This is a genomic window from Kluyvera ascorbata ATCC 33433 (assembly GCF_000735365.1).
In the GTDB taxonomy this organism is placed as follows: Bacteria; Pseudomonadota; Gammaproteobacteria; order Enterobacterales; family Enterobacteriaceae; genus Kluyvera; species Kluyvera ascorbata.
Genome location: NZ_JMPL01000090.1, coordinates 1 through 18,353 on the forward strand (window position 1 = coordinate 1; position 18,353 = coordinate 18,353).

The window sequence follows — 18,353 nt, forward strand, 5'->3', positions numbered from 1 at the left end:
CGCCACCGTTGCCACCGCCCTGACCGCCACCGTTGCCACCGCCCTGGCCGCCACCGTTGCCATTGCCCTGACCACCGCCGTTACCATTGCCGTTGCCATTGCCGTTATTTCCGCTTCCGTTACCACCGCCTCCATTGCCCTGACCATTCCCATTATTTCCGTTGCCGTTCCCGTTAGCGTTCTGGCCGCTATTGCCGTTGTTACCGTTATTACCGTTACCATTTGCCGCTACGGCATATATTGTGGTTGCTGGGTACAAAACGGTAAGCGCCACCATTATGGCGAGTTGCTTCATTTTCATGATGAGCCCTATCACGCATTATTAGTTGCTGTGTGCTGTTGCCGTAATAACCGAACACTCGTTATGCAAATAAACACCGATCGGTAATAATCACGACACCCGTTCATTGATTTACAAATATTCCAGGCGATAAAAAGTAGTACCAACGAAGGTAAAAAGTGTCACTTATCAATAAATTAAAATAAATGCAAATATGACATACAGGCGAAAACAACAGCCATCCATAAACAACCTATAAAGGTTTTTATTATTAATAAATGTTTAACCTAACGAAATTAAAGGTTTAAACGAATACCTTCAACTTTGTCATTCAACATTTATCTGTATGCGTAACACCATAATAGTTTTTTGAAAATATACCGCCTCGCCATGCCAGGGATATCGCAATGGAATGATGTAAAACTTCATACACCGATATAATTCATGTTTCGATGCTATACGGATGAGTATGCATATTTGGAAGACATGAGGATCTCATGATAAAGTTTGATTTAATTTTAATATTATCAACCTTTAGTATTAACTACTCACAAGGCACTAGACTCTGATAAGATAACCAGAAAACAAAGCGTTAAAAAAAGGCAGACACAACGAAAGTTTTAAAAGCGATTAATATCACGCAATTTCATCATACATATTGGATAAGAGAAGGCTGATGGACAATTTATCAAAAGCAAAAACATCATGAATTACATAAAGTTAACAGCATGGCACTCTGTCACGCATAGTCATTAAGAAATGCTGTTAAAAACTTAATAAATAAGTTATATTTACATTTTGTAATTTATTTTTACATCTTGTTTCATGATTATTTCTTGCTTTAGAAATATCAGCGTCTAAATTTTAAATTAAGCAGACATTCTTTTAATTGCGTATTTTAACATTTGTCAAAACAGCAACCACATTTCAGTAATGCTTAACCAGGTGCCTTTATAATTTTGCCTGCTGTTAGAAATTAGGGGTCTCATCATGCAAAAAGAGCTCAGTTTCACGGACCAGACTCTTTCTCTCATCACAAGGCCGTCGCTCCAGTCCTGTGCGCTTTCTCAGAGTCTGAAAAAACACTAAGGATGAACAGTAAAATCATCAATATTCATACTGTTAACCAGGAAAACGTATCACAAGGTATCGTACTTTTCGATATGATAGAAATTGATAAAAGGTTAATAAAGGCCTGGCAGGAAGAACTCTGTAAAATAAATAGCGGCGTAAAGCTCTTACTTTTCAATACCCCTGAAGATTACGCCTATCAGGATATTGAAAGTTGGCCGCATATTCACGGCATATTCTATGCACATGATGAAGAACACTTCTTGATCAAAGGCTTACAAAAAGTGATGGAGGGGGAATGTTACTTCTCACGTAAGCTGGCGAGCTATCTTATTATGAATTCTGGAAATTACCGTTATGATACTCAGGAAAGCACAATCCTGACCTTCAGAGAAAAAGAGATCCTGAATAAGTTGCGCATCGGTGCCTCTAACATTGAAATCGCTCGTTCGTTATTCATTAGTGAGAGTACGGTAAAAACGCATTTATATCATTTATTTAAAAAGATCTCGGTTAAAAATCGGACCCAAGCCGTATCCTGGGCAAACGATAATTTCAAGAGCTAATTCGTCCTACACCAGCAATAAAAAAGCGGCGCCAGGTTTACCCTGTCGCCGCTTTTACTGTTTATGCGCACTCTACAGCACGGACTCCTTCGATGCTGTCGTTCTCGCTCTACGGTTTGCCAACCATAGTCCACTGTTTTTCATCGCATAGCCAAAGATCAATCCCACCGCTAATGATGAAACGACCAGTCGCCAGTTGCCCTGTCCAGCAAAGGTCGCACACGCGCCAATGAAAGTGCCTGGAACAAATGACAACAGCATTTGCTTTGCCTGAATACACATCAGAAATGCGACAATACCCGTTATGACGTAACCAAGAATTTCCAGGTGGGGAGCAAGCGCGCTGCCATAGATGATGACCATCGCCCAAATAACACCGCTCATCGTCGTACAGGCTGAAACGGCCAACCCTTTCAGACCACCATGCGGACAGGCAAAATAAGCCGTACAGCCCAAAAATCCGGCCCAGCTCAGTAAACCGAGAGACACGGCAACCCATCCCCAGAGACCGGAGAGAATGCCTGTTGTGATTGCAATAGCTAAGATAACGTTCATAGCGCGCATCTTAGCAGATGCGCGCTATTTTGGTGAGATCACGAGCACACAATGCTCATAACATTAATTTCATTTGCACTAATTTTGTGATTTAAATCACTCTTTATCTTCTTCCTGTAGCTCATCCCACATCGCCGCAATAGCTTCACGGGTCAGCGGTGCCATCGTACGCCAGAACGCAGTGGTCGCATGAGCTTCAACTTTCCCCAAGAAACTTTCAAACCACGGCAGGATAAAGTCACCAAACAGCGTTTCCAACGCCTCGGTGTCGTCCTCTTCCGCTTTATCTTCAAGCCATGAAGCCGCCAGCAGCAGCGTGCCGATGTGATCGGCAGGGCTATCCCCTAATGGCATGCCCCATTCCATCAGGAATTCACGAACTTCAGCTTCGGTCGCGCCGTCCTCCCATGCACTACGGCACGGTGGTACACGGCAGTCATCCCCCACAAACAGCGCGTTGTAGTCAGCCGCAATCTGCTGAATATCACAGCTTTTTTGCAGACGAGCCAGCAGTTCATCCTGCTCCAGCGGCCAACTCGCCGCCAGCTTCCCATCACGGATCAGCGTGAATAGCGGCACCAACAGCGGATCCTGAGGTTGACGGTAGTACAGAGAGCCAAGCACGCGGCAGATGATTGAAAACTCGTTCATTGGTTAATCCATTCAGTCATTAAAATTCAGCAAATTCAGGAATCGGTGCCATTCCACGCGATTCAAGGAAATTCAGGAAGCGCCGGGGGGTAACGTTGAGGATCCTTTCCGCTGGGAATTCCACAGCATCCAGGATCTTCTGGCATTCGGTAAATTCACCCAGCGTAAAAGCAGTATGCGAGTCAGATCCTAGCGCAAGCCAACCACCGGCATCGCGAACGGCCGCAGCTATTGCACGGCAGTTGCTTTCGCTACCCACGCGGGAACTGACAAAAGAGGAGTTGTTAATTTCCAGTGCCACATGATATTTCGCTGCGGCTTCAGCAATGGCGGGAATATCAACGGGGAATTTCGGGTTACCAGGGTGGCTAATCATGTGGACCTGACCACTTGCCATCGCCGCAATCATCGCCTGGGTATGCGTCTCTTTATCCTGAGGCGCAAACACCGGCTCATGGAAGCCGGCGATGATGAAATCAAGCGACGTTAGCATCGGCCCGGTACAATCGATTTCACCTTCAATGTTTTTGATGTTTGACTCAATACCGCGCAGGATCCCGACCCCATCAACGATGCGTGGCCAAATGCGCATATTCACAAAATGCCAGTAATGCGGAGCATCAGCCATATCGGGGCCATGATCGGTGATGGCAAAGAGTTTAATCCCTTTGCGTTTCGCCTCGGCGATATAGTCATGCAACGTACTGTAAGCATGTGTGCTGGCAACGGTGTGCATATGTAGGTCAACAGGATACATCACATTCTCCTCTCTCGTGATAAGCCAAGGATAGCAGGAAACCCTTGTATTTATTAGCCTGGGACATTAATAGCCGCGAACGCGATCGACCTGTCCGCCGGGCGCTTCACCACGTTCCAGTTGGGTAATGGTCTGAGCGATATAGGCAATGGCCTCTTTTGGCCGCGTCACCGCAGCAACGTGCGGCGTCATCGTTACCCGAGGATGAAGCCAAAGTGGGCTCTCTTTCGGCAGAGGCTCACGACTGAATACGTCAAGCATTGCCGCCTTAAGCTTACCGCTGTCCAGCGCCGCCAGCAGATCCTCTTCAACCACATGAACACCACGCGCCAGGTTCAACACATAGCTGTTATCCGGGAGCTGCGATAAATGCTGCTGATTGATGATACCCACCGTTTCCGCCGTATTTGGCAGTAGGTTTATCAGCACCCGCGTACCTTGTAAAAACGCATTCAGTTCCTCTTCACCGGCATAACTCGTCACCTGCGGCCATTGCTTACGGCTTCGGCTCCAGCATCGCACCGGGAATCCCCACGACAAGAGACTTTCCGCCACTTTTGAGCCGAGTACCCCCGCCCCCATAATGCCGATGGTAAATTCTTCTTGCGTATAGTCCGGCAGCGGCTGCCACGTGGATTGACGCTGTAGCGCCTGATAATCATCAAACCGACGGAACCAATGCAGCACCTGGCTGACGGCATATTCCTGCATCTGAATACCCATGCCGGTATCTTCAAGGCGGAACAGCGGAATAGATTCCGGTAGCATTTCCGGATGCGCTTTCAATTTACTGAGAATAGAGTCAACGCCAGCGCCTAGCGCAAATACGGCCTTGAGCTCGCGGCCTTGCAGCATTTCTACCGGAGGATGCCACACCAGCGCATAGTCGGCTGGCGCATTATCCCCTCGCTCCCATCCACGAATACGGGCATCTGGCAGTAATTTACTTAGCTCGGCAATCCAGTAAGGGGTATCAAACGTGGGGTGGTAAAAGATGATCTCCATAGTGACTCCTGCTTGTAGCACCGCTATCGGAACGAATGGGTGTTGTTTTTGATTATTTTTGTGGGTTAACAGAATAACAAATTTCTTTTCCCTGTCTCGGAAAATGCGGAGCAGATCGCAAATAATACGATTTATGCCTGTTTAAGAAGCATGTTGGTCGAAGTTTGTATAAACGCACGATTTTTTTAAAAAGTTTATTGACGCTGAAGAGCCTTTTCCCTACATTAGCGCTCGTCCCAGCAACACAGGGACGACAATATGGTGAGGTGTCCGAGTGGCTGAAGGAGCACGCCTGGAAAGTGTGTATACGGCAACGTATCCGGGGTTCGAATCCCCGCCTCACCGCCATATTTTAAGAAGAGCTCGTACGAAAGTACGGGCTTTTTTTTCGCATGTTGCACGCCCGCGGGGATGAGAATCCCGGACCGGGTTCGACAACTGGCGCAGCCAGTTGGACAGACTGAGAGCGCAGCGAACAGGCTGCCCGAAGGGCGAGCGAAGCGAGTCAATCCCCGCCTCACCGCCATATTTTAAGAAGAGCTCGTACGAAAGTACGGGCTTTTTTTTCGCCCATTGTGCGCCCCGTTTCCCCGGGGTCGGCGTAAACGCCTCGCCCGGGCTACAATCCCGTAGCCCGGCCAAGCGCAGCGCCGCCGGGAATGCTCATTTCATAGCCGGACGCACAAAGGCGATACACACGGTCTGAACGCCATGAGATGAATCCGTCTGGAAATCGACTGGCATCTTTATATCAATTTGAATGTACGGCCACTCCTGAAGCACAGTGCCAAAACGCTCCGTCGAGCACGAGCCCCCTACGCGACCAATAAGGGCTACACCATCGCGCAACAACTGTTCGCGACGAATATCTGCGCTGTAGATATTTGGCTGCGTGGCGTTGTTCCATTTGGTGATGATTTTGGGCCGGGATGGGACGTAAAACGTTAGCCATTCTGCCAGACGCTCCCCACCGACATACCTCAACGGCGTACCGTAGCGTTGATACCAGAGACGGTTTACCGTATCGCTAAACGGGATAACACCGCTCATTTTCTGCCCCGCATTAGCCACGTTGGCGTACATCACACCGCAGTAGCCCACGAGGACCAACAAGGCAGCACTGAATAAGCTCACAAATACGCTGCGTGGAACGATGACAGAAGTTTGGCTGACGCAGCTAACCATCAACGCCGGTGCCAGAATGAAAAAAGGCTGCAGCCATTCAGTTAATCTGCCGCTGTTGAAGAAGAAAAACCAACAGCAAAGCGCTGTCAGCGGAATCAGATAGACTCCCAACACCACCCGACGTTCCCATGACGCAGGCCAGCGTAAGCGCGTGCCGCAAAAATACAAAATCGCACCAGAAATAAGCAGTGGATAGAAAATGGAGAGCAAGCAGGTAAAAAGCCCCGGGTTAATACCTGGGTGCATTTCTGAATTCACCCAATGCAAAGCGGCAAAGTTATGTTCCTGCAGCCATAGGATATTCGGGGTAATTAACAGTACGCCTAATGCTAACGCACAATACCAGACAGCATGCCGATAGCAGCGACGAATATCCGCTACGAAAAGCGTTGAGAGAAATACAGACCCAACCAGAATCAACGTGGAATATTTTGACATGGTTGCCAGCCCAGCAAACAGAGCAAAAGCAAGCCACCAATATAGATTTCGGCTAATAGCCTGCAGATAACAATACATCATCCAGGGCCATAGCATCACCAACAGATAATTATCGTTGTAGCTAATGATATCAAAATTAATTAGCCCTGATAAATTAAGGGTTAACAATGCAAACCAGGCCAACATGTTACTGCCAGTGAGCCTGTGAGCGAGTACCCAACTACCCACCATGCCTAAAGCGATAGCGAGAAAATGCGAAGCATACCAGTAAATATTCGCAGGTAGATAAACCGCAGGCCGCATAACCAGGCCAACCAACCATGGATTTTTTGGAGAGCCCCATTCGCCATTTTGCGCCCAGTTTAGCGCCTCTACAGCATCATAGGGAACCGCAGGGTCGAGCGATACCGTCACGATAGTCCACAGGACGGCATACAACGATGCCCAGATTATTACCAACCGTAAATTCATTATGTTTACCGGGCAGATATTCAACGTATTGATCTTAAAGTTATCCCTCATAAAAAAATATAAACAGCAAATCAATGAGATGTTTATTTATGACGCGCTAAAATAATAAAGATGACTGCGTTATCAAAACAGTTAGCCCTATCTTTTAGAGGTAATAGCTCAAACAGAACAATGCACAATATCTGTTTAAATAATTTCTGCACCATCGTTATCACGGCACCTCATCCGCAGGTACCTGCACCGCTATCTCTTCCGCAATCCCAAACTGCTCCACCAGCAAAACTTTCTGCTGACGGTGCGACAGCGTGTCGAATATCTCTTTGCCTCTGGCATCCCTGACCACCCGCTCACCTTTCACTATCCCGGTAATCGAATCATGTCCCGCGCGGCGGATAAGCAGCGCGCCATCAAAACGGCTACTGTGACGGCTTCGTTCGTGTCGCTGTGGATATTCCGCCGCCGACGCGTCCATGTCTAACAACTGGCAGTCCACTCGCGAGCGACCGAGCGGTTTCCAGTTCACGCACCAGAACCCTTCATCACGGTGTACCCGCGTCCCCCACACTGGGTGCGTAGAATGCCAGACCTGTAGCGGTAACGGCTGGCCGTGAAGCATCGTGGTATCGACAATAAAGCGCTCATCATTTAGGCGGACAAACAGTGTACCGTGGCCAGGAGAGTCCGCACTGACCGGTCGAGGTGAGCGCATCGTTGAAAGGCCGTACTGTACGGAAAACCCCACCGCTTTTAGCAGCGCATACAATGCACCATGGCTAGCCCAGCAGGTGCCACCGGTTCCAAAACGCAGCCAATGAGAGAAGAAGTCATCTGGCGTAAAGCCGGGTAAATCACCCGAAATACCCTGCGATACCTGTATTCGCTTGCGGATATTATCGAAGGGCACAGAACGACACCATGTCTGATAAAGCTTCGTCAATCCCGACTCGGTTAGCGCGGGATAGTGGCAAAGCCCCATTTTTTCAAGCACCTGTTCGGCGAGAGCAGGCGCAATGCTCATGTTTAAATTTTGCAAACTCATCATTAACCTGTGGCTTGTCTCAGCCATTCATAGAGAACAACTGAGCATCAATAGCACAAGTTAAGAACAATTGTAAACGAAATGTAAACTTACTCTTCAATCATCAATGCATACTCGTCGCTGAGAAAATCTACTAATGCGCGAACCGCTGGTAATAACCCTCGACGAGAGGGGAATACCGCGTGAATCACCTCCCGCTTCGGCTCCCACTCATCCAGCACACGCACCAGCGAGCCATCAGCCAGCTGGTCTTTCGCCATCAGGATAGGCAACTGCACGACACCAATCCCTGCGACCGCCGCCTCACGCAGCGCGAGCATGTCGCTGGTAATCAGTCGCGGCGTGAAGTGGACCTCGGCCTTCGCACCGTTCGGCCCATTCAGCGACCAACGATGAACATGCTTTCCTGCCGAGGTACTTAACCCCGGCCAGCGGCTCAGCTCATCAGGCGAGAGCGGTTTACCCATCGTTTCCACCAACCGAGGGCTCGTCACCAGGCAATGCCCGCGGTCTGCCAGAACGCGCATCACCAGGTCACTATCATCAAACGGTCTTGGCCTGACGCGAATCGCCACATCGACCCCTTCCGCCACCAGATCCACTCGGCGATTGGTCGCTTCAAGCTGAATCTGTACGCCGGGATAGCGCGCCATAAAACGCGCCAGCATTGGCCCGACGTGCACATGCAGCAATGTCACTGGACAGGTTATTTTGACGCAACCTCGCGGTTCCGACTGCAGTACGGCAATCGCCTCCTGCGCCGCTTCCGCCTCTATCAGCATCGCCTTACAGTGCTGGTAAAACGTCTGCCCCACTTCCGTCACCGTGAACTGACGCGTGGTGCGATGAATTAGCCGCACACCAAGCTGTTCTTCCAGCTGCGCAATGCGTCGGCTGAGCTTTGATTTTGGGATATCCAGCGCGCGTCCCGCCGCGGCAAAGCCGCCGTTATCCACCACGTGAACAAACCACGCGAAATCATTGAGATCTTGCATGACCACCTCATCGTTCTATTTTTGCAACAGTGTAGGTCAATTTCACTATCTACCGAGCTATTAAATCCGAATATAAGCTAATCCACATCAAAGCTCACTACGCAGGAGAAATAAATGAAACAGATTACGGGTGTGTATACCGCGCCACGTCCGCACTGGGTGGGTGATGGCTTCCCGGTTCGTTCGTTATTTTCCTATCAGTCTCACGGTGAAAGCCTGAGCCCTTTCCTGCTGCTCGACTATGCAGGGCCGTACAGCTTCCCGGCAGATGGCGCTATGCGAGGGGTGGGAGAACATCCACACCGCGGGTTCGAGACGGTCACTATCGTCTACGCCGGTGAAGTGGAACATCGGGATTCCACCGGTAAAGGCGGCGTGATTGGCCCGGGTGACGTGCAGTGGATGACCGCTGGTTCCGGCATTCTGCATCAGGAATTTCACTCGGCGGAGTTTGCCCGTCGTGGCGGCGAACTGAAGATGATCCAGCTGTGGGTCAACCTGCCGGCGAAAGACAAGATGGCCGCGCCGGGCTACCAGAGTATTGAAGCCACGGCCATTCCAACGGTGGAACTTCCGGACAACGGCGGTTCATTACGGGTGATTGCCGGTCGCTACGAGGAAAAAACGGGCCCGGCGAGCACGTTCTCACCGCTTAACGTCTGGGATATGCAGCTTCGTGAAGATAAAGAGATGACCTTTGAGCAGCCGGAAGGCTGGAGCACGGCACTCGTCGTGCTGGAAGGGAGCATAACGGTTAACGGTGAAACCCGCGCCCAGGAAGCGCAACTGGTCGTGTTAAGCCAGGAAGGTAAACGCGTGCACCTGCATGCAAGCCAAGACGCCAAAGTGCTGGTGCTGGCAGGCGCGCCACTCAATGAACCGATTGTCGGCTATGGCCCCTTCGTGATGAACAGTAAAACCGAAATCGATGAAGCGATTCGCGATTTTAACTCCGGCCGTTTTGGTCAGATCTGATAATAGAGAGGTGAATAACATGTCTACTCCAGCAAATTTCAACGGTGCACGCCCAGTGATTGATGTGAACGATGCGGTAATGCTACTCATCGACCATCAGAGCGGTCTGTTCCAGACGGTTGGCGATATGCCGATGCCAGAGCTGCGCGCTCGCGCTGCGGCACTGGCAAAAATGGCAACCCTTGCCGGTCTGCCGGTGATCACCACCGCGTCGGTTCCACAAGGTCCGAATGGTCCGTTGATTCCGGAAATCCACGAAAACGCGCCGCACGCACAATATATTGCACGCAAAGGTGAAATCAACGCCTGGGACAACCCGGAGTTCGTGGCTGCCGTGAAAGCAACGGGGCGTAAAACCTTAATTATTGCCGGGACGATCACCAGCGTCTGCATGGCCTTCCCGGCTATTGCTGCGGTCGCTGACGGTTATAAGGTGTTTGCCGTCATCGACGCTTCGGGTACCTACAGCAAAATGGCGCAGGAAGTCACTCTGGCCCGCGTGGCGCAGGCGGGCGTCGTACCGATGGATACCGCAGCCGTCGCTTCCGAACTGCAGCGCACATGGAATCGACCGGATGCCGCCGAATGGGCTGAGGTGTACACCAAAATCTTCCCAGCGTACCAGCTGCTGATTGAAAGCTACGCAAAAGCGCAGGACGTCGTGAAGCACAGCGAACAGCTTGATTCACAGCGTTAACTCTCCTGCCCCACCGCTTTTGGATGGGGCAGTGTTCATTGCTTAACCGAACGATTAATAAATCTGAATTTATGCTTGACCGTTTCAGGTCAACTCCCTATAGTAGCGCCCCGTTGACCACCTACGGTGAGCAGCAAAACAATATGGTGAGGTGTCCGAGTGGCTGAAGGAGCACGCCTGGAAAGTGTGTATACGGCAACGTATCCGGGGTTCGAATCCCCGCCTCACCGCCATCTTCTAAGAAGAGCTCGTACGAAAGTACGGGCTTTTTTTTCGCCCATTGTACGCCCCGTTTCCCCGGGGTCGGCGTAAACGCCTCGCCCGGGCTACAGAATGGTAGCCCGGCCAAGCGCAGCGCCGCCGGGAACCGCTCGCTCTAGCTCACCGCCACCCTATCCGCTACCTGCGCGGCAAGCCGTAAAGACTCCACCGTCAGCGGCGTATCCACACGAATCCGCAGTTGCCCGACAATTCGTCCCTGAATCGGCTCACAGCTGCTGTAGACAAGCTGTGGGCTTCCGCCAAGCACGTGCACAATCTGCTGTAAGTCTGGTTCACGTCCGTTGACACCGTTGAAATGCAGCGTGATCAGCTGCTGCCCTTCGACCATGATTTCACGATTTTCCTCACGCCCGTGATGCAGCGTCCCGAGCATCCCGCGCGTCACTTCATGCTGAGGATCGCCAAACACCTGCCACACTTCTCCTTGCTCAATCACCCGCCCCTTTTCCAGCACTGCCACCCGGTCACACAGCGTACGGATAACATCCATTTCGTGAGTAATCAGGATAATCGTGAGGCCGAGACGCTGGTTAATCTCTTTGAGCAGGCTGAGCACCGCCAACGTGTTTTCCGGGTCGAGCGCCGAGGTGGCCTCGTCACACAGCAAAATTTCCGGCTGCGTTACCAGCGCTCGAGCAATCCCGGTCCTCTGTTTTTGCCCGCCGGACAGTTGCGTCGGGTAACTCCCGCGCAGCGATTCCAGCCCTACCAGTCGCAGCATCTCGTCAACCCGCCGACGACGTTCAGCGGCCGGAATACCGGCCATTCGCAGCGGAAGTTCAACGTTCTCTGCCACCGTCCTGGTCGCGTGCAGATTGAAGTGCTGGAAAATCATCGCCACCCGGCGCCGCAAATCCCGCAGTTGCCCGCGTGCGCCTTCACCAATGGGCACACCGCTTATCGTCATCTCCCCCCGGTCGGCGTTCTCCAGACGGTTAAACAGCCGTAATAGCGTGGATTTCCCAGCGCCGCTGCGCCCGATAATGCCGAAGATCTCGCCCGCCTGAATCTCGAGGTTGATATCGTCAAGCGCCTGCACACCATTCGGGTATGCCTTGCTGATACCGCGCACGCGGATATGTGGTGTCATGGTCGTCACTCCTAAAATCCGGGCACAATTTTTCCCTGATACCGGGTCAGAATAAACTGACGTACCGCATCGGAATTCAGCGCCTTCGCCAGCTTCTGGATGCCGGGATCGTTGATGTTATCCGGGCGGGCGACCAGATATTCGACGTACAGACTTTTCCCTTTTTCCACAATCAGCGCTTTATCCGTATCAATACCCGCTTCCAGCGCATAGTTAGCGAAGATAAACGCCAAATCCACCTGGCTTACCGCACGTGCCAGCATCGCCCCTTCCAATGGACGAATTTTAAAGTGGTGCGGATTGGCGATGATGTCTTTCTCCGTCGACTGCGGGTCTTCCGGGTTTTTGAGCGTAATAAGCCCAGCCTCACTGAGCAGTACCAGCGCCCTGCCGGTATTCACCGGATCGTTAGGGATAGCGATAGTCGCGCCATCCGGCAGATCCTTAATGCTGGTGTATTTAGTGGAGTACGCGCCAAACGGCTCGATATGCACACCCACGACCGGCACCAGATGGGTGTGACGCGTCTTGTTATAGTCGTCAAGGAACGGACGATACTGGTAGTAGTTTGCATCGAGATGCTTCTCGGCAAGCTGCTGGTTAGGCTGAATAAAATCGTTAAACACCTTAATCTTCAGATCCACCCCTTCTTTGGCAAGCTGTGGCTTTACGAATTCCAGAATTTCAGCATGCGGTACGGGAGTCGCGCCGACCACCAGCGTTTCATTGGCCACCGCCGATAAAGAGAACAACGCCATCAGCCCAGCTATCACGGTCTTTTTCATTATGTCATCCTGTTGATATCACTATTTACGACTCATACGGCGCACCAGTCGGTCACCGCTCATTTGGAGAACTTGCACCAGAGCAATCAGCAGCACGACCGTCACCGCCATCACATCGGTCTGAAACCGCTGATAACCAAAACGTATCGCCAGATCGCCTAAGCCTCCACCGCCTATCACCCCGGCCATCGAGGTGTAATCCACCAGAACAATGGACGTCACCGTCACCGCCGCGATCAGCCCGCCACGAGATTCCGGCAGCAGGGTGTGCCAGATAAGCTGCCAGGTGTCCCCCCCCATCGCCCAGTTAGCCTCGATAAGCCCGTGGTCCACTTCGCGCAGCGACGTCTCCACCAGGCGAGCAAAGAACGGCGCGCAGCCGGCCACCAGCGGGGGAATGGTGCCCTGTACGCCCAACGACGTGCCGGTTATCAAGGTGGTCAGCGGAATCATCACAATCAGCAAAATGATGAACGGCAGTGAACGCATGATGTTGACCAGCAGCGACAGCACGCGGTGGAGCACCGGCGCGTGGAGCAACCGGGGCTGCCCGGTCAGATAAAGAATGACGCCCAGCGGCAGCCCAATCAGCACCGTAAATCCCAGCGCCCAGCCCAGCATAATCAGGGTATCCAGCCCCGCCTGGGAGACATCGTTCCAGTCAATTCCGGCCAGAAAAGCGAGCATGCTCCCTCCTCAGTTCCAGTCGTGACGCGCGGGGCGCTTTCCGTTCAGCACCCAGTTGCCCAGCAGGTGATACTTCCAGCGCACCGGGTCGTGCAGCGTATGCACGCGCCCGTTACGCCAGTGGCGATCGTAGTTGTAGCGCGGGTGCGTCGAGCGGGTACCGCCCAGTTCGAACAGACGCGTTGCGGCTTCCAGCGCCGCTTCGGTGGTGAATATTTTAGCTCGGGCGACGGCAATAGAGGCCAGCGCGACCGCCTCTTCCGAGAGGTCATGTTTATAGCGGTCCAGCACCTTACCGGCCTGCTCCAGCAGCGCATCGGCGGCGGCCAGGCGACTATCAAGCGCACCAATCTGGTAAACGGTCAGCGGGTCATCTCCTGCCCGCTCGACGCCAGCATCAATCCACGGACGGGCAAACTGATTCACAAAGCTGACGGTATCGTTCAATGCCGCGCGGGCAATTCCGGCATCAATAGCCGCAGTCGTTAGTTGGGCAAATGGCCCAGCAAGCGTTGGCGTGTCGTAGGACTTCCAGGTCGGTATCAGGTTAAACGGCTCCACCCGCAGGTTGTCAGCCAGCACCGTACCGCTCGAGGTGGTGCGCTGCCCCAGGCACGCCCAGTCGTTCACCACCGTCAGCCCCTTGGTGCCCCGCGGCACAAAGGCCAGCTGTGATCGTCCCTCGTCATCCAGCGCCAGCACACCTAACCAATGGGCATACAGCGAGCCGGTGCAGTAGCCTTTACGACCGTTGATCCGCAGGCCATCGGCGGTATGGCTGATTCGCGTCTGAATGTCCTGCACTGTCTTGCCGCCGGTCTCCGACAGCGCGTTGGCAAAGCGATAGCCCTTCAGCGCCAGTTCAAAGAAATAGCGCTGCTGCTCTTCATCGCCCTGCAGACGAATATCCTCAAGCAGGCAGTAGTGATTCTGCGGAATTTGCCCCAGCGCCGGGTCAGCAGCAGAGATAATGGCAATCACCGCCGCGAGGGTCGCCGCCGATACCTCGGCCCCGCCAAAACGGCGCGGCACGGTGATGCCCCACAGCCCGCTGTTGGAATAGGTGTTGACGACCTCAGGCGGTACCACGCCGCTCAGGTCGCGCTCGGACGCGCCGGGTTGCAGGAAAGCGGCGAGTTCATGGGCGATGCTAATCGCCTCTTCATCGCGGGTAATCACATGCGCATGAGGCGCAGCAAGGGTGTAGTCTGGGGTGGCTTGAGTCTCGGGCATAGCATGGTCTCTATAATGTTATCAGCACGGTCAGATGCAATTATCTTTTTGATATTCATGCATATCCCATTAAGGAATGAATGATTGCATCTTTTATCTTTTAGGTTATATGTGTTGATAGCAATGTTTATGCCAGCTTTAACCTCCCGTATTTCAAGCAGTTATACTTGACCAGAAGTACCAGAGAGTAGGATTTGCAACACGCCATTGCTGCAGCTGTTGTATTTGCAACAGCCAAAAATAACAAAGCCCGGTTTCCCGGGCTTTGCAGACGTTACAGCGGTTAGTAGTAGGCTTTCAGCGTGCGCTGGCAGAGCGCCGAGCGTACGCAGTCGTCTTTGGTGAAGCGCACAATACCTATCATTTCATCTTCTTCAAAACGGGCCAGCGCATCGCTAAGCCCGGACTGAACGCCGCGAGGCAGGTCACACTGGGTGATGTCCCCGTTCACGATAACCGTGACGTTCTCCCCGAGGCGAGTTAAAAACATCTTCATTTGCGCCGCGGTAACGTTCTGAGCCTCATCAAGAATCACCACCGCATTTTCAAATGTACGTCCGCGCATATAGGCGAACGGCGCGATCTCTACCTTACCGATTTCCGGGCGCAGGCAATATTGCATAAAGGAGGAGCCCAGTCGCTTCACCAGCACGTCATAGACGGGGCGGAAGTAAGGGGCGAATTTCTCCGAGATGTCTCCGGGCAGGAACCCCAGGTCTTCATCGGCCTGAAGGACGGGACGCGTCACGATAATCTTATTCACATCCTTATGAATGAGCGCCTCCGCAGCTTTCGCTGCGCTGATCCAGGTCTTGCCACAGCCCGCTTCGCCAGTCGCGAAGATCAGCTGCTTACTCTCAATAGCATGCAGGTAGTGGGCCTGAGCGTCATTGCGGGCGGCAATCGGCGAGGTGTCGCGACTGTCGCGCGCCATACCGATTGCTTCCACTCCACCACTCATTTGCACAAGCGAGGTGACCGATTCTTCTTCACGTTGTTTGTGGCTGCGTGAGTCACGTCTCAGCACACGTTTTGCTTCGCGATGAGCTTTGATCACTGCTTTTTGTCTTCCCATGGATAGCACCTTGAGTTGTTGGTATACATCACACGCGCTGAAAGCAGCGCGATTATGCGCACGAACGTCTGAGGTTTGGCTTCCTTGTAAGCCATAGCAACTGCCTGTTGAATTGACGAAAATGCACGGCTACGCGCACCGCGCAATACGTCGGGAACAACGGGTTGAATTCGAATTGGATGAAAAATTGAGGTGACGAAATCGCTGCCGGAGAGGGGGCCTCCGCGCTGGATGGTGCGGGTTGAGGTTCTGCTTAGTCCAGTCAAGGACGTTACCATTCGCGATCTCCATAGTGAAACGGAAACTACCGCTATATTTATTATTACATCCAAATCAACAAAAGATGCAACATAATTTTTACATAAACATAACGATGGCTTTCAGAGATAGCATCTGACACTTATGTGACAGTTTTATATCAATCAGAGGAGAAATGAAAAAAAAGGACTGATTTTTGGCGATATTCTGAAGTTTGGGAGAAATCCCGGGGTCGCTTGCGCTCGCCCGGGCTACAAATGTGTGCCGTACAATGTAGCCCGGCCAAGCAAAGCGCCGCCGGGAACGTATTCAAGCCTGCAACAGCGTGCTGCCCAAATAACTCTTATCCGAAGCCACACCCGGCAGCACAAAGAAATACCCGCCGCCAATCGGCTTCACGTACTCCTCAAGCGCTTCACCGTTCAGGCGTTTTTGCACCGTCAGGAACCCTTTTTCAAGGTCATGCTGATAACAAACAAACAGCAGCCCCATATCGAGTTGACCGGAGTTAGAGACCCCCAGCGAATAGCTGTAACCCCGCCGCATCATCAGGCTCGACTGCGTCTCTTTCGTGCGCGGGTTGGCCAGACGAATGTGGCTATCCAGCGCAATCACGTCACCGTTCGGGTCACGGGCGTAGTCAGGCGTATCGTGCTCGTTCTTCATCCCCAGCGGCGCGCCGCTGTGCTTATCACGCCCGAAAATCGTCTGCTGCTCTTTAAGCGGCGTGCGATCCCAGGACTCAACGTGGAACTGAATAATGCGCACGGCCTGATACGAACCGCCCTTCGCCCACGCCGGTTCACCCTGATCGCCCGTTACCCACACCACCTCGTCCATCAGCGGTTTATCGCTGCCGTCCGGGTTGGCGGTGCCGTCTTTAAAACCGAGCAGGTTGATTGGCGTCTCTTTGCCTTTGCTGCGCGCCGCGTGGTCGGAGATAAATCCTTCTCGCTTCCAGCGCACGCTGAGCAAGTCCGGCGAGTGCTTGATGATATCGCGCAGCGCGTGGATAACCGTGTCCTGCGTGTTGGCGCAAATCTGCAGCAGCAAGTCGCCATGGCACAGGGCCGCATCCAGCGCATCGTTCGGGAAGCGCGTCATCTTCTGTAGCTTTTTCGGCGCTTTATCCGCAAGACTAAAGCGGTTGTCGAACAGCGAGTGACCAACGGAGACCGTCATGGTCAGGTTATCCGGTGCGATAAACGCCCCAAGAATCCCCGAGTCCATCGGCGGCAGGCGCGGATTCGGCGTATCCGGTGCCGGGCCGCCTTTGGTGAGGAAGGCAATGCGGTCGGTCAGCAGACGGAACAGACGCTCAAGGTCTGATTTATCTGCCGCCAGCACGTCAAACGCCACCAGCATCATCGCAGCCTGCTGCGGCGTCAGTACGCCCGCCTGGTGCTCGCCGTAAAACGGCTGAGTTTCCATCCGGCTGTTCGCCGCCGGAGCCTCGCTGGCTTTCGCCGCGTGCGCCACCGGGCAACCGCCGGAAATCGCCAGCGCGCCTCCCAGCGCGCCGATCCCTTTTAATAAACGACGACGTGACGGTTCGTTCAGGTCGTCAGAGTGCTGCTTTGCCATCTTGCTTAGTCCAGACCCAGGATCCCACGAAGCTGCGCCAGATCTTCCGCCAGAGTGGTGATCGGCCCTTTCAGCGCATTGCGGTCCGCATCGGTCAGCTTGTCATAGGTTTCGAAGCCGTCTTTGGTACGGTATTTACTCAGAATGGTGTCCACTTTCTTGAAGTTAGCGTCAATCTTCGCCAACAGCGCGCTGTTCTCTTTCTGCAGCTGAGGACGCAGCAGGTCAACAATCTTCTGCGCGCCATCGATGTTAGCCTGGAAGTCCCACAGGTCGGTGTGGCTGTAACGGTCTTCTTCACCGCTGATTTTGCTCGCCGCGACTTCTTCAATCAGGCCAGCTGCGCCGCCCACCACTTTTGACGGCGGGAAGGCCAGTTCAGAAATACGTTTTTGCAGATCCAGCACGTCGGTATTCAACTGGTCAGCATAGTGCTCCATACCTTTCACGCTGTTGTCGCCAAACAGCGCTTTTTCCAGACGGTGGAAGCCGGTGAATTTCGGATCCGCCGCTTTCTGTTCGTAGTCGTCTTCACGGGCATCGATGCTGCCGTCGAGGTCAGAGAACAGCTCGGCAATCGGTTCGATACGCTCGTAGTGCTGACGGGTAGAGGCGTACAGGGATTTCGCTTTGGCGATATCACCCGCTTTCACCGCATCGGTAAAGGCTTTGGT

Annotated in this window: 17 protein-coding genes, 2 tRNA genes and 1 pseudogene; 6 read left to right on the forward strand and 14 right to left on the reverse strand. The window is 52.9% G+C overall.

Annotated features, from left to right (window positions below):
• The coding region (locus GKAS_RS25130; RefSeq protein ID WP_210436382.1) for a hypothetical protein at nucleotides 1-388 on the forward strand (388 nt) is incomplete at its 5' end.
• A gap of 882 nt (nucleotides 389-1,270) precedes the next feature.
• Nucleotides 1,271-1,917, forward strand: a pseudogene (gene csgD / locus GKAS_RS17495) (biofilm master transcriptional regulator CsgD).
• A gap of 72 nt (nucleotides 1,918-1,989) precedes the next feature.
• On the opposite strand, the gene GKAS_RS17500 reads toward csgD, so the two are convergent.
• The 4 genes from GKAS_RS17500 to ghrA form a co-directional block, all read right to left on the reverse strand.
• The gene (locus GKAS_RS17500) at nucleotides 1,990-2,472 is read right to left on the reverse strand and encodes a DUF1097 domain-containing protein (RefSeq protein WP_035896178.1); all 483 of its coding nucleotides are present in this window, start codon (nucleotides 2,470-2,472) and stop codon (nucleotides 1,990-1,992) included.
• A gap of 96 nt (nucleotides 2,473-2,568) precedes the next feature.
• A complete protein-coding gene (locus tag GKAS_RS17505) occupies nucleotides 2,569-3,123 on the reverse strand; it encodes a TorD/DmsD family molecular chaperone (protein ID WP_035896179.1) in 555 nt (184 codons plus the stop codon).
• Between the two features lie 19 nt (nucleotides 3,124-3,142).
• On the reverse strand, nucleotides 3,143-3,880 hold the full coding sequence (locus GKAS_RS17510) for a phosphatase (RefSeq protein ID WP_035896180.1): 738 nt from the start codon (nucleotides 3,878-3,880) through the stop codon (nucleotides 3,143-3,145).
• Between the two features lie 66 nt (nucleotides 3,881-3,946).
• The gene (gene ghrA, locus GKAS_RS17515) at nucleotides 3,947-4,885 is read right to left on the reverse strand and encodes a glyoxylate/hydroxypyruvate reductase GhrA (protein ID WP_035896182.1); all 939 of its coding nucleotides are present in this window, start codon (nucleotides 4,883-4,885) and stop codon (nucleotides 3,947-3,949) included.
• A 260-nt stretch (nucleotides 4,886-5,145) separates the two neighbouring features.
• Between ghrA and GKAS_RS17520 the strand changes: the two genes are divergently transcribed.
• A tRNA-Ser gene (locus GKAS_RS17520) sits at nucleotides 5,146-5,233 on the forward strand.
• A 315-nt stretch (nucleotides 5,234-5,548) separates the two neighbouring features.
• Here GKAS_RS17520 and GKAS_RS17525 read toward each other — a convergent pair.
• The 3 genes from GKAS_RS17525 to GKAS_RS17535 all read right to left on the reverse strand — a co-directional run bounded on the left by GKAS_RS17525 (nucleotide 5,549) and on the right by GKAS_RS17535 (nucleotide 9,019).
• Entirely contained in the window at nucleotides 5,549-6,979 is a 1,431-nt protein-coding gene (locus GKAS_RS17525) for a glycosyltransferase family 39 protein (RefSeq protein WP_035896183.1), read from the reverse strand.
• Nucleotides 6,980-7,190: 211 nt separating this feature from the next.
• Complete coding sequence (locus GKAS_RS17530) at nucleotides 7,191-8,018, reverse strand: arylamine N-acetyltransferase family protein (protein WP_246870747.1); 828 nt, start codon at nucleotides 8,016-8,018, stop codon at nucleotides 7,191-7,193.
• An 89-nt stretch (nucleotides 8,019-8,107) separates the two neighbouring features.
• Nucleotides 8,108-9,019 carry a LysR family transcriptional regulator gene (locus tag GKAS_RS17535; protein WP_115074648.1) on the reverse strand — a complete coding sequence of 304 codons (912 nt, stop codon included), beginning with the start codon at nucleotides 9,017-9,019 and terminating at the stop codon, nucleotides 8,108-8,110.
• A 108-nt stretch (nucleotides 9,020-9,127) separates the two neighbouring features.
• On the opposite strand from GKAS_RS17535, the gene GKAS_RS17540 reads away from it, so the two are divergent.
• The 3 genes from GKAS_RS17540 to GKAS_RS17550 all read left to right on the forward strand — a co-directional run bounded on the left by GKAS_RS17540 (nucleotide 9,128) and on the right by GKAS_RS17550 (nucleotide 10,918).
• Entirely contained in the window at nucleotides 9,128-9,988 is an 861-nt protein-coding gene (locus GKAS_RS17540) for a pirin family protein (RefSeq protein ID WP_035896188.1), read from the forward strand.
• 19 nt (nucleotides 9,989-10,007) lie between these two features.
• Entirely contained in the window at nucleotides 10,008-10,685 is a 678-nt protein-coding gene (locus GKAS_RS17545; RefSeq protein ID WP_035896189.1) for an isochorismatase family protein, read from the forward strand.
• A 145-nt stretch (nucleotides 10,686-10,830) separates the two neighbouring features.
• Nucleotides 10,831-10,918 (forward strand) — tRNA-Ser (locus tag GKAS_RS17550).
• A gap of 143 nt (nucleotides 10,919-11,061) precedes the next feature.
• On the opposite strand, the gene GKAS_RS17555 is transcribed toward GKAS_RS17550, so the two are convergent.
• From GKAS_RS17555 to efeO, 7 genes are all read right to left on the reverse strand, one after another.
• Nucleotides 11,062-12,057 carry a methionine ABC transporter ATP-binding protein gene (locus tag GKAS_RS17555; protein ID WP_035896191.1) on the reverse strand — a complete coding sequence of 332 codons (996 nt, stop codon included), beginning with the start codon at nucleotides 12,055-12,057 and terminating at the stop codon, nucleotides 11,062-11,064.
• Between the two features lie 11 nt (nucleotides 12,058-12,068).
• Entirely contained in the window at nucleotides 12,069-12,842 is a 774-nt protein-coding gene (locus GKAS_RS17560; RefSeq protein ID WP_035896192.1) for a MetQ/NlpA family ABC transporter substrate-binding protein, read from the reverse strand.
• 21 nt (nucleotides 12,843-12,863) lie between these two features.
• The gene (locus tag GKAS_RS17565; RefSeq protein WP_035896193.1) at nucleotides 12,864-13,529 is read right to left on the reverse strand and encodes a methionine ABC transporter permease; all 666 of its coding nucleotides are present in this window, start codon (nucleotides 13,527-13,529) and stop codon (nucleotides 12,864-12,866) included.
• A 9-nt stretch (nucleotides 13,530-13,538) separates the two neighbouring features.
• Complete coding sequence (locus tag GKAS_RS17570; protein WP_035896195.1) at nucleotides 13,539-14,762, reverse strand: SfnB family sulfur acquisition oxidoreductase; 1,224 nt, start codon at nucleotides 14,760-14,762, stop codon at nucleotides 13,539-13,541.
• 283 nt (nucleotides 14,763-15,045) lie between these two features.
• Nucleotides 15,046-15,837 (reverse strand): phosphate starvation-inducible protein PhoH, encoded by a 792-nt coding sequence (gene phoH / locus GKAS_RS17575; RefSeq protein ID WP_035896196.1) that lies wholly within the window; start codon nucleotides 15,835-15,837, stop codon nucleotides 15,046-15,048.
• A gap of 567 nt (nucleotides 15,838-16,404) precedes the next feature.
• On the reverse strand, nucleotides 16,405-17,679 hold the full coding sequence (efeB, locus tag GKAS_RS17580; RefSeq protein ID WP_035896197.1) for an iron uptake transporter deferrochelatase/peroxidase subunit: 1,275 nt from the start codon (nucleotides 17,677-17,679) through the stop codon (nucleotides 16,405-16,407).
• 5 nt (nucleotides 17,680-17,684) lie between these two features.
• The coding region (efeO, locus tag GKAS_RS17585) for an iron uptake system protein EfeO (RefSeq protein ID WP_035896199.1) at nucleotides 17,685-18,353 on the reverse strand (669 nt) is incomplete at its 5' end.

Bases quoted from the DNA above. Each gene is read 5' to 3' on its own strand.
- GKAS_RS17500 (WP_035896178.1), bottom strand. From the start codon at position 2,472: ATGAACGTTATCTTAGCTATTGCAATCACAACAGGCATTCTCTCCGGT.
- GKAS_RS17505 (WP_035896179.1), bottom strand. From the start codon at position 3,123: ATGAACGAGTTTTCAATCATCTGCCGCGTGCTTGGCTCTCTGTACTAC.
- GKAS_RS17510 (WP_035896180.1), bottom strand. From the start codon at position 3,880: ATGTATCCTGTTGACCTACATATGCACACCGTTGCCAGCACACATGCT.
- ghrA (WP_035896182.1), bottom strand. From the start codon at position 4,885: ATGGAGATCATCTTTTACCACCCCACGTTTGATACCCCTTACTGGATT.
- GKAS_RS17525 (WP_035896183.1), bottom strand. From the start codon at position 6,979: ATGAATTTACGGTTGGTAATAATCTGGGCATCGTTGTATGCCGTCCTG.
- GKAS_RS17530 (WP_246870747.1), bottom strand. From the start codon at position 8,018: ATGAGTTTGCAAAATTTAAACATGAGCATTGCGCCTGCTCTCGCCGAA.
- GKAS_RS17540 (WP_035896188.1), top strand. From the start codon at position 9,128: ATGAAACAGATTACGGGTGTGTATACCGCGCCACGTCCGCACTGGGTG.
- GKAS_RS17545 (WP_035896189.1), top strand. From the start codon at position 10,008: ATGTCTACTCCAGCAAATTTCAACGGTGCACGCCCAGTGATTGATGTG.
- GKAS_RS17555 (WP_035896191.1), bottom strand. From the start codon at position 12,057: ATGACACCACATATCCGCGTGCGCGGTATCAGCAAGGCATACCCGAAT.
- GKAS_RS17560 (WP_035896192.1), bottom strand. From the start codon at position 12,842: ATGAAAAAGACCGTGATAGCTGGGCTGATGGCGTTGTTCTCTTTATCG.
- GKAS_RS17565 (WP_035896193.1), bottom strand. From the start codon at position 13,529: ATGCTCGCTTTTCTGGCCGGAATTGACTGGAACGATGTCTCCCAGGCG.
- GKAS_RS17570 (WP_035896195.1), bottom strand. From the start codon at position 14,762: ATGCCCGAGACTCAAGCCACCCCAGACTACACCCTTGCTGCGCCTCAT.
- phoH (WP_035896196.1), bottom strand. From the start codon at position 15,837: ATGGGAAGACAAAAAGCAGTGATCAAAGCTCATCGCGAAGCAAAACGT.
- efeB (WP_035896197.1), bottom strand. From the start codon at position 17,679: ATGGCAAAGCAGCACTCTGACGACCTGAACGAACCGTCACGTCGTCGT.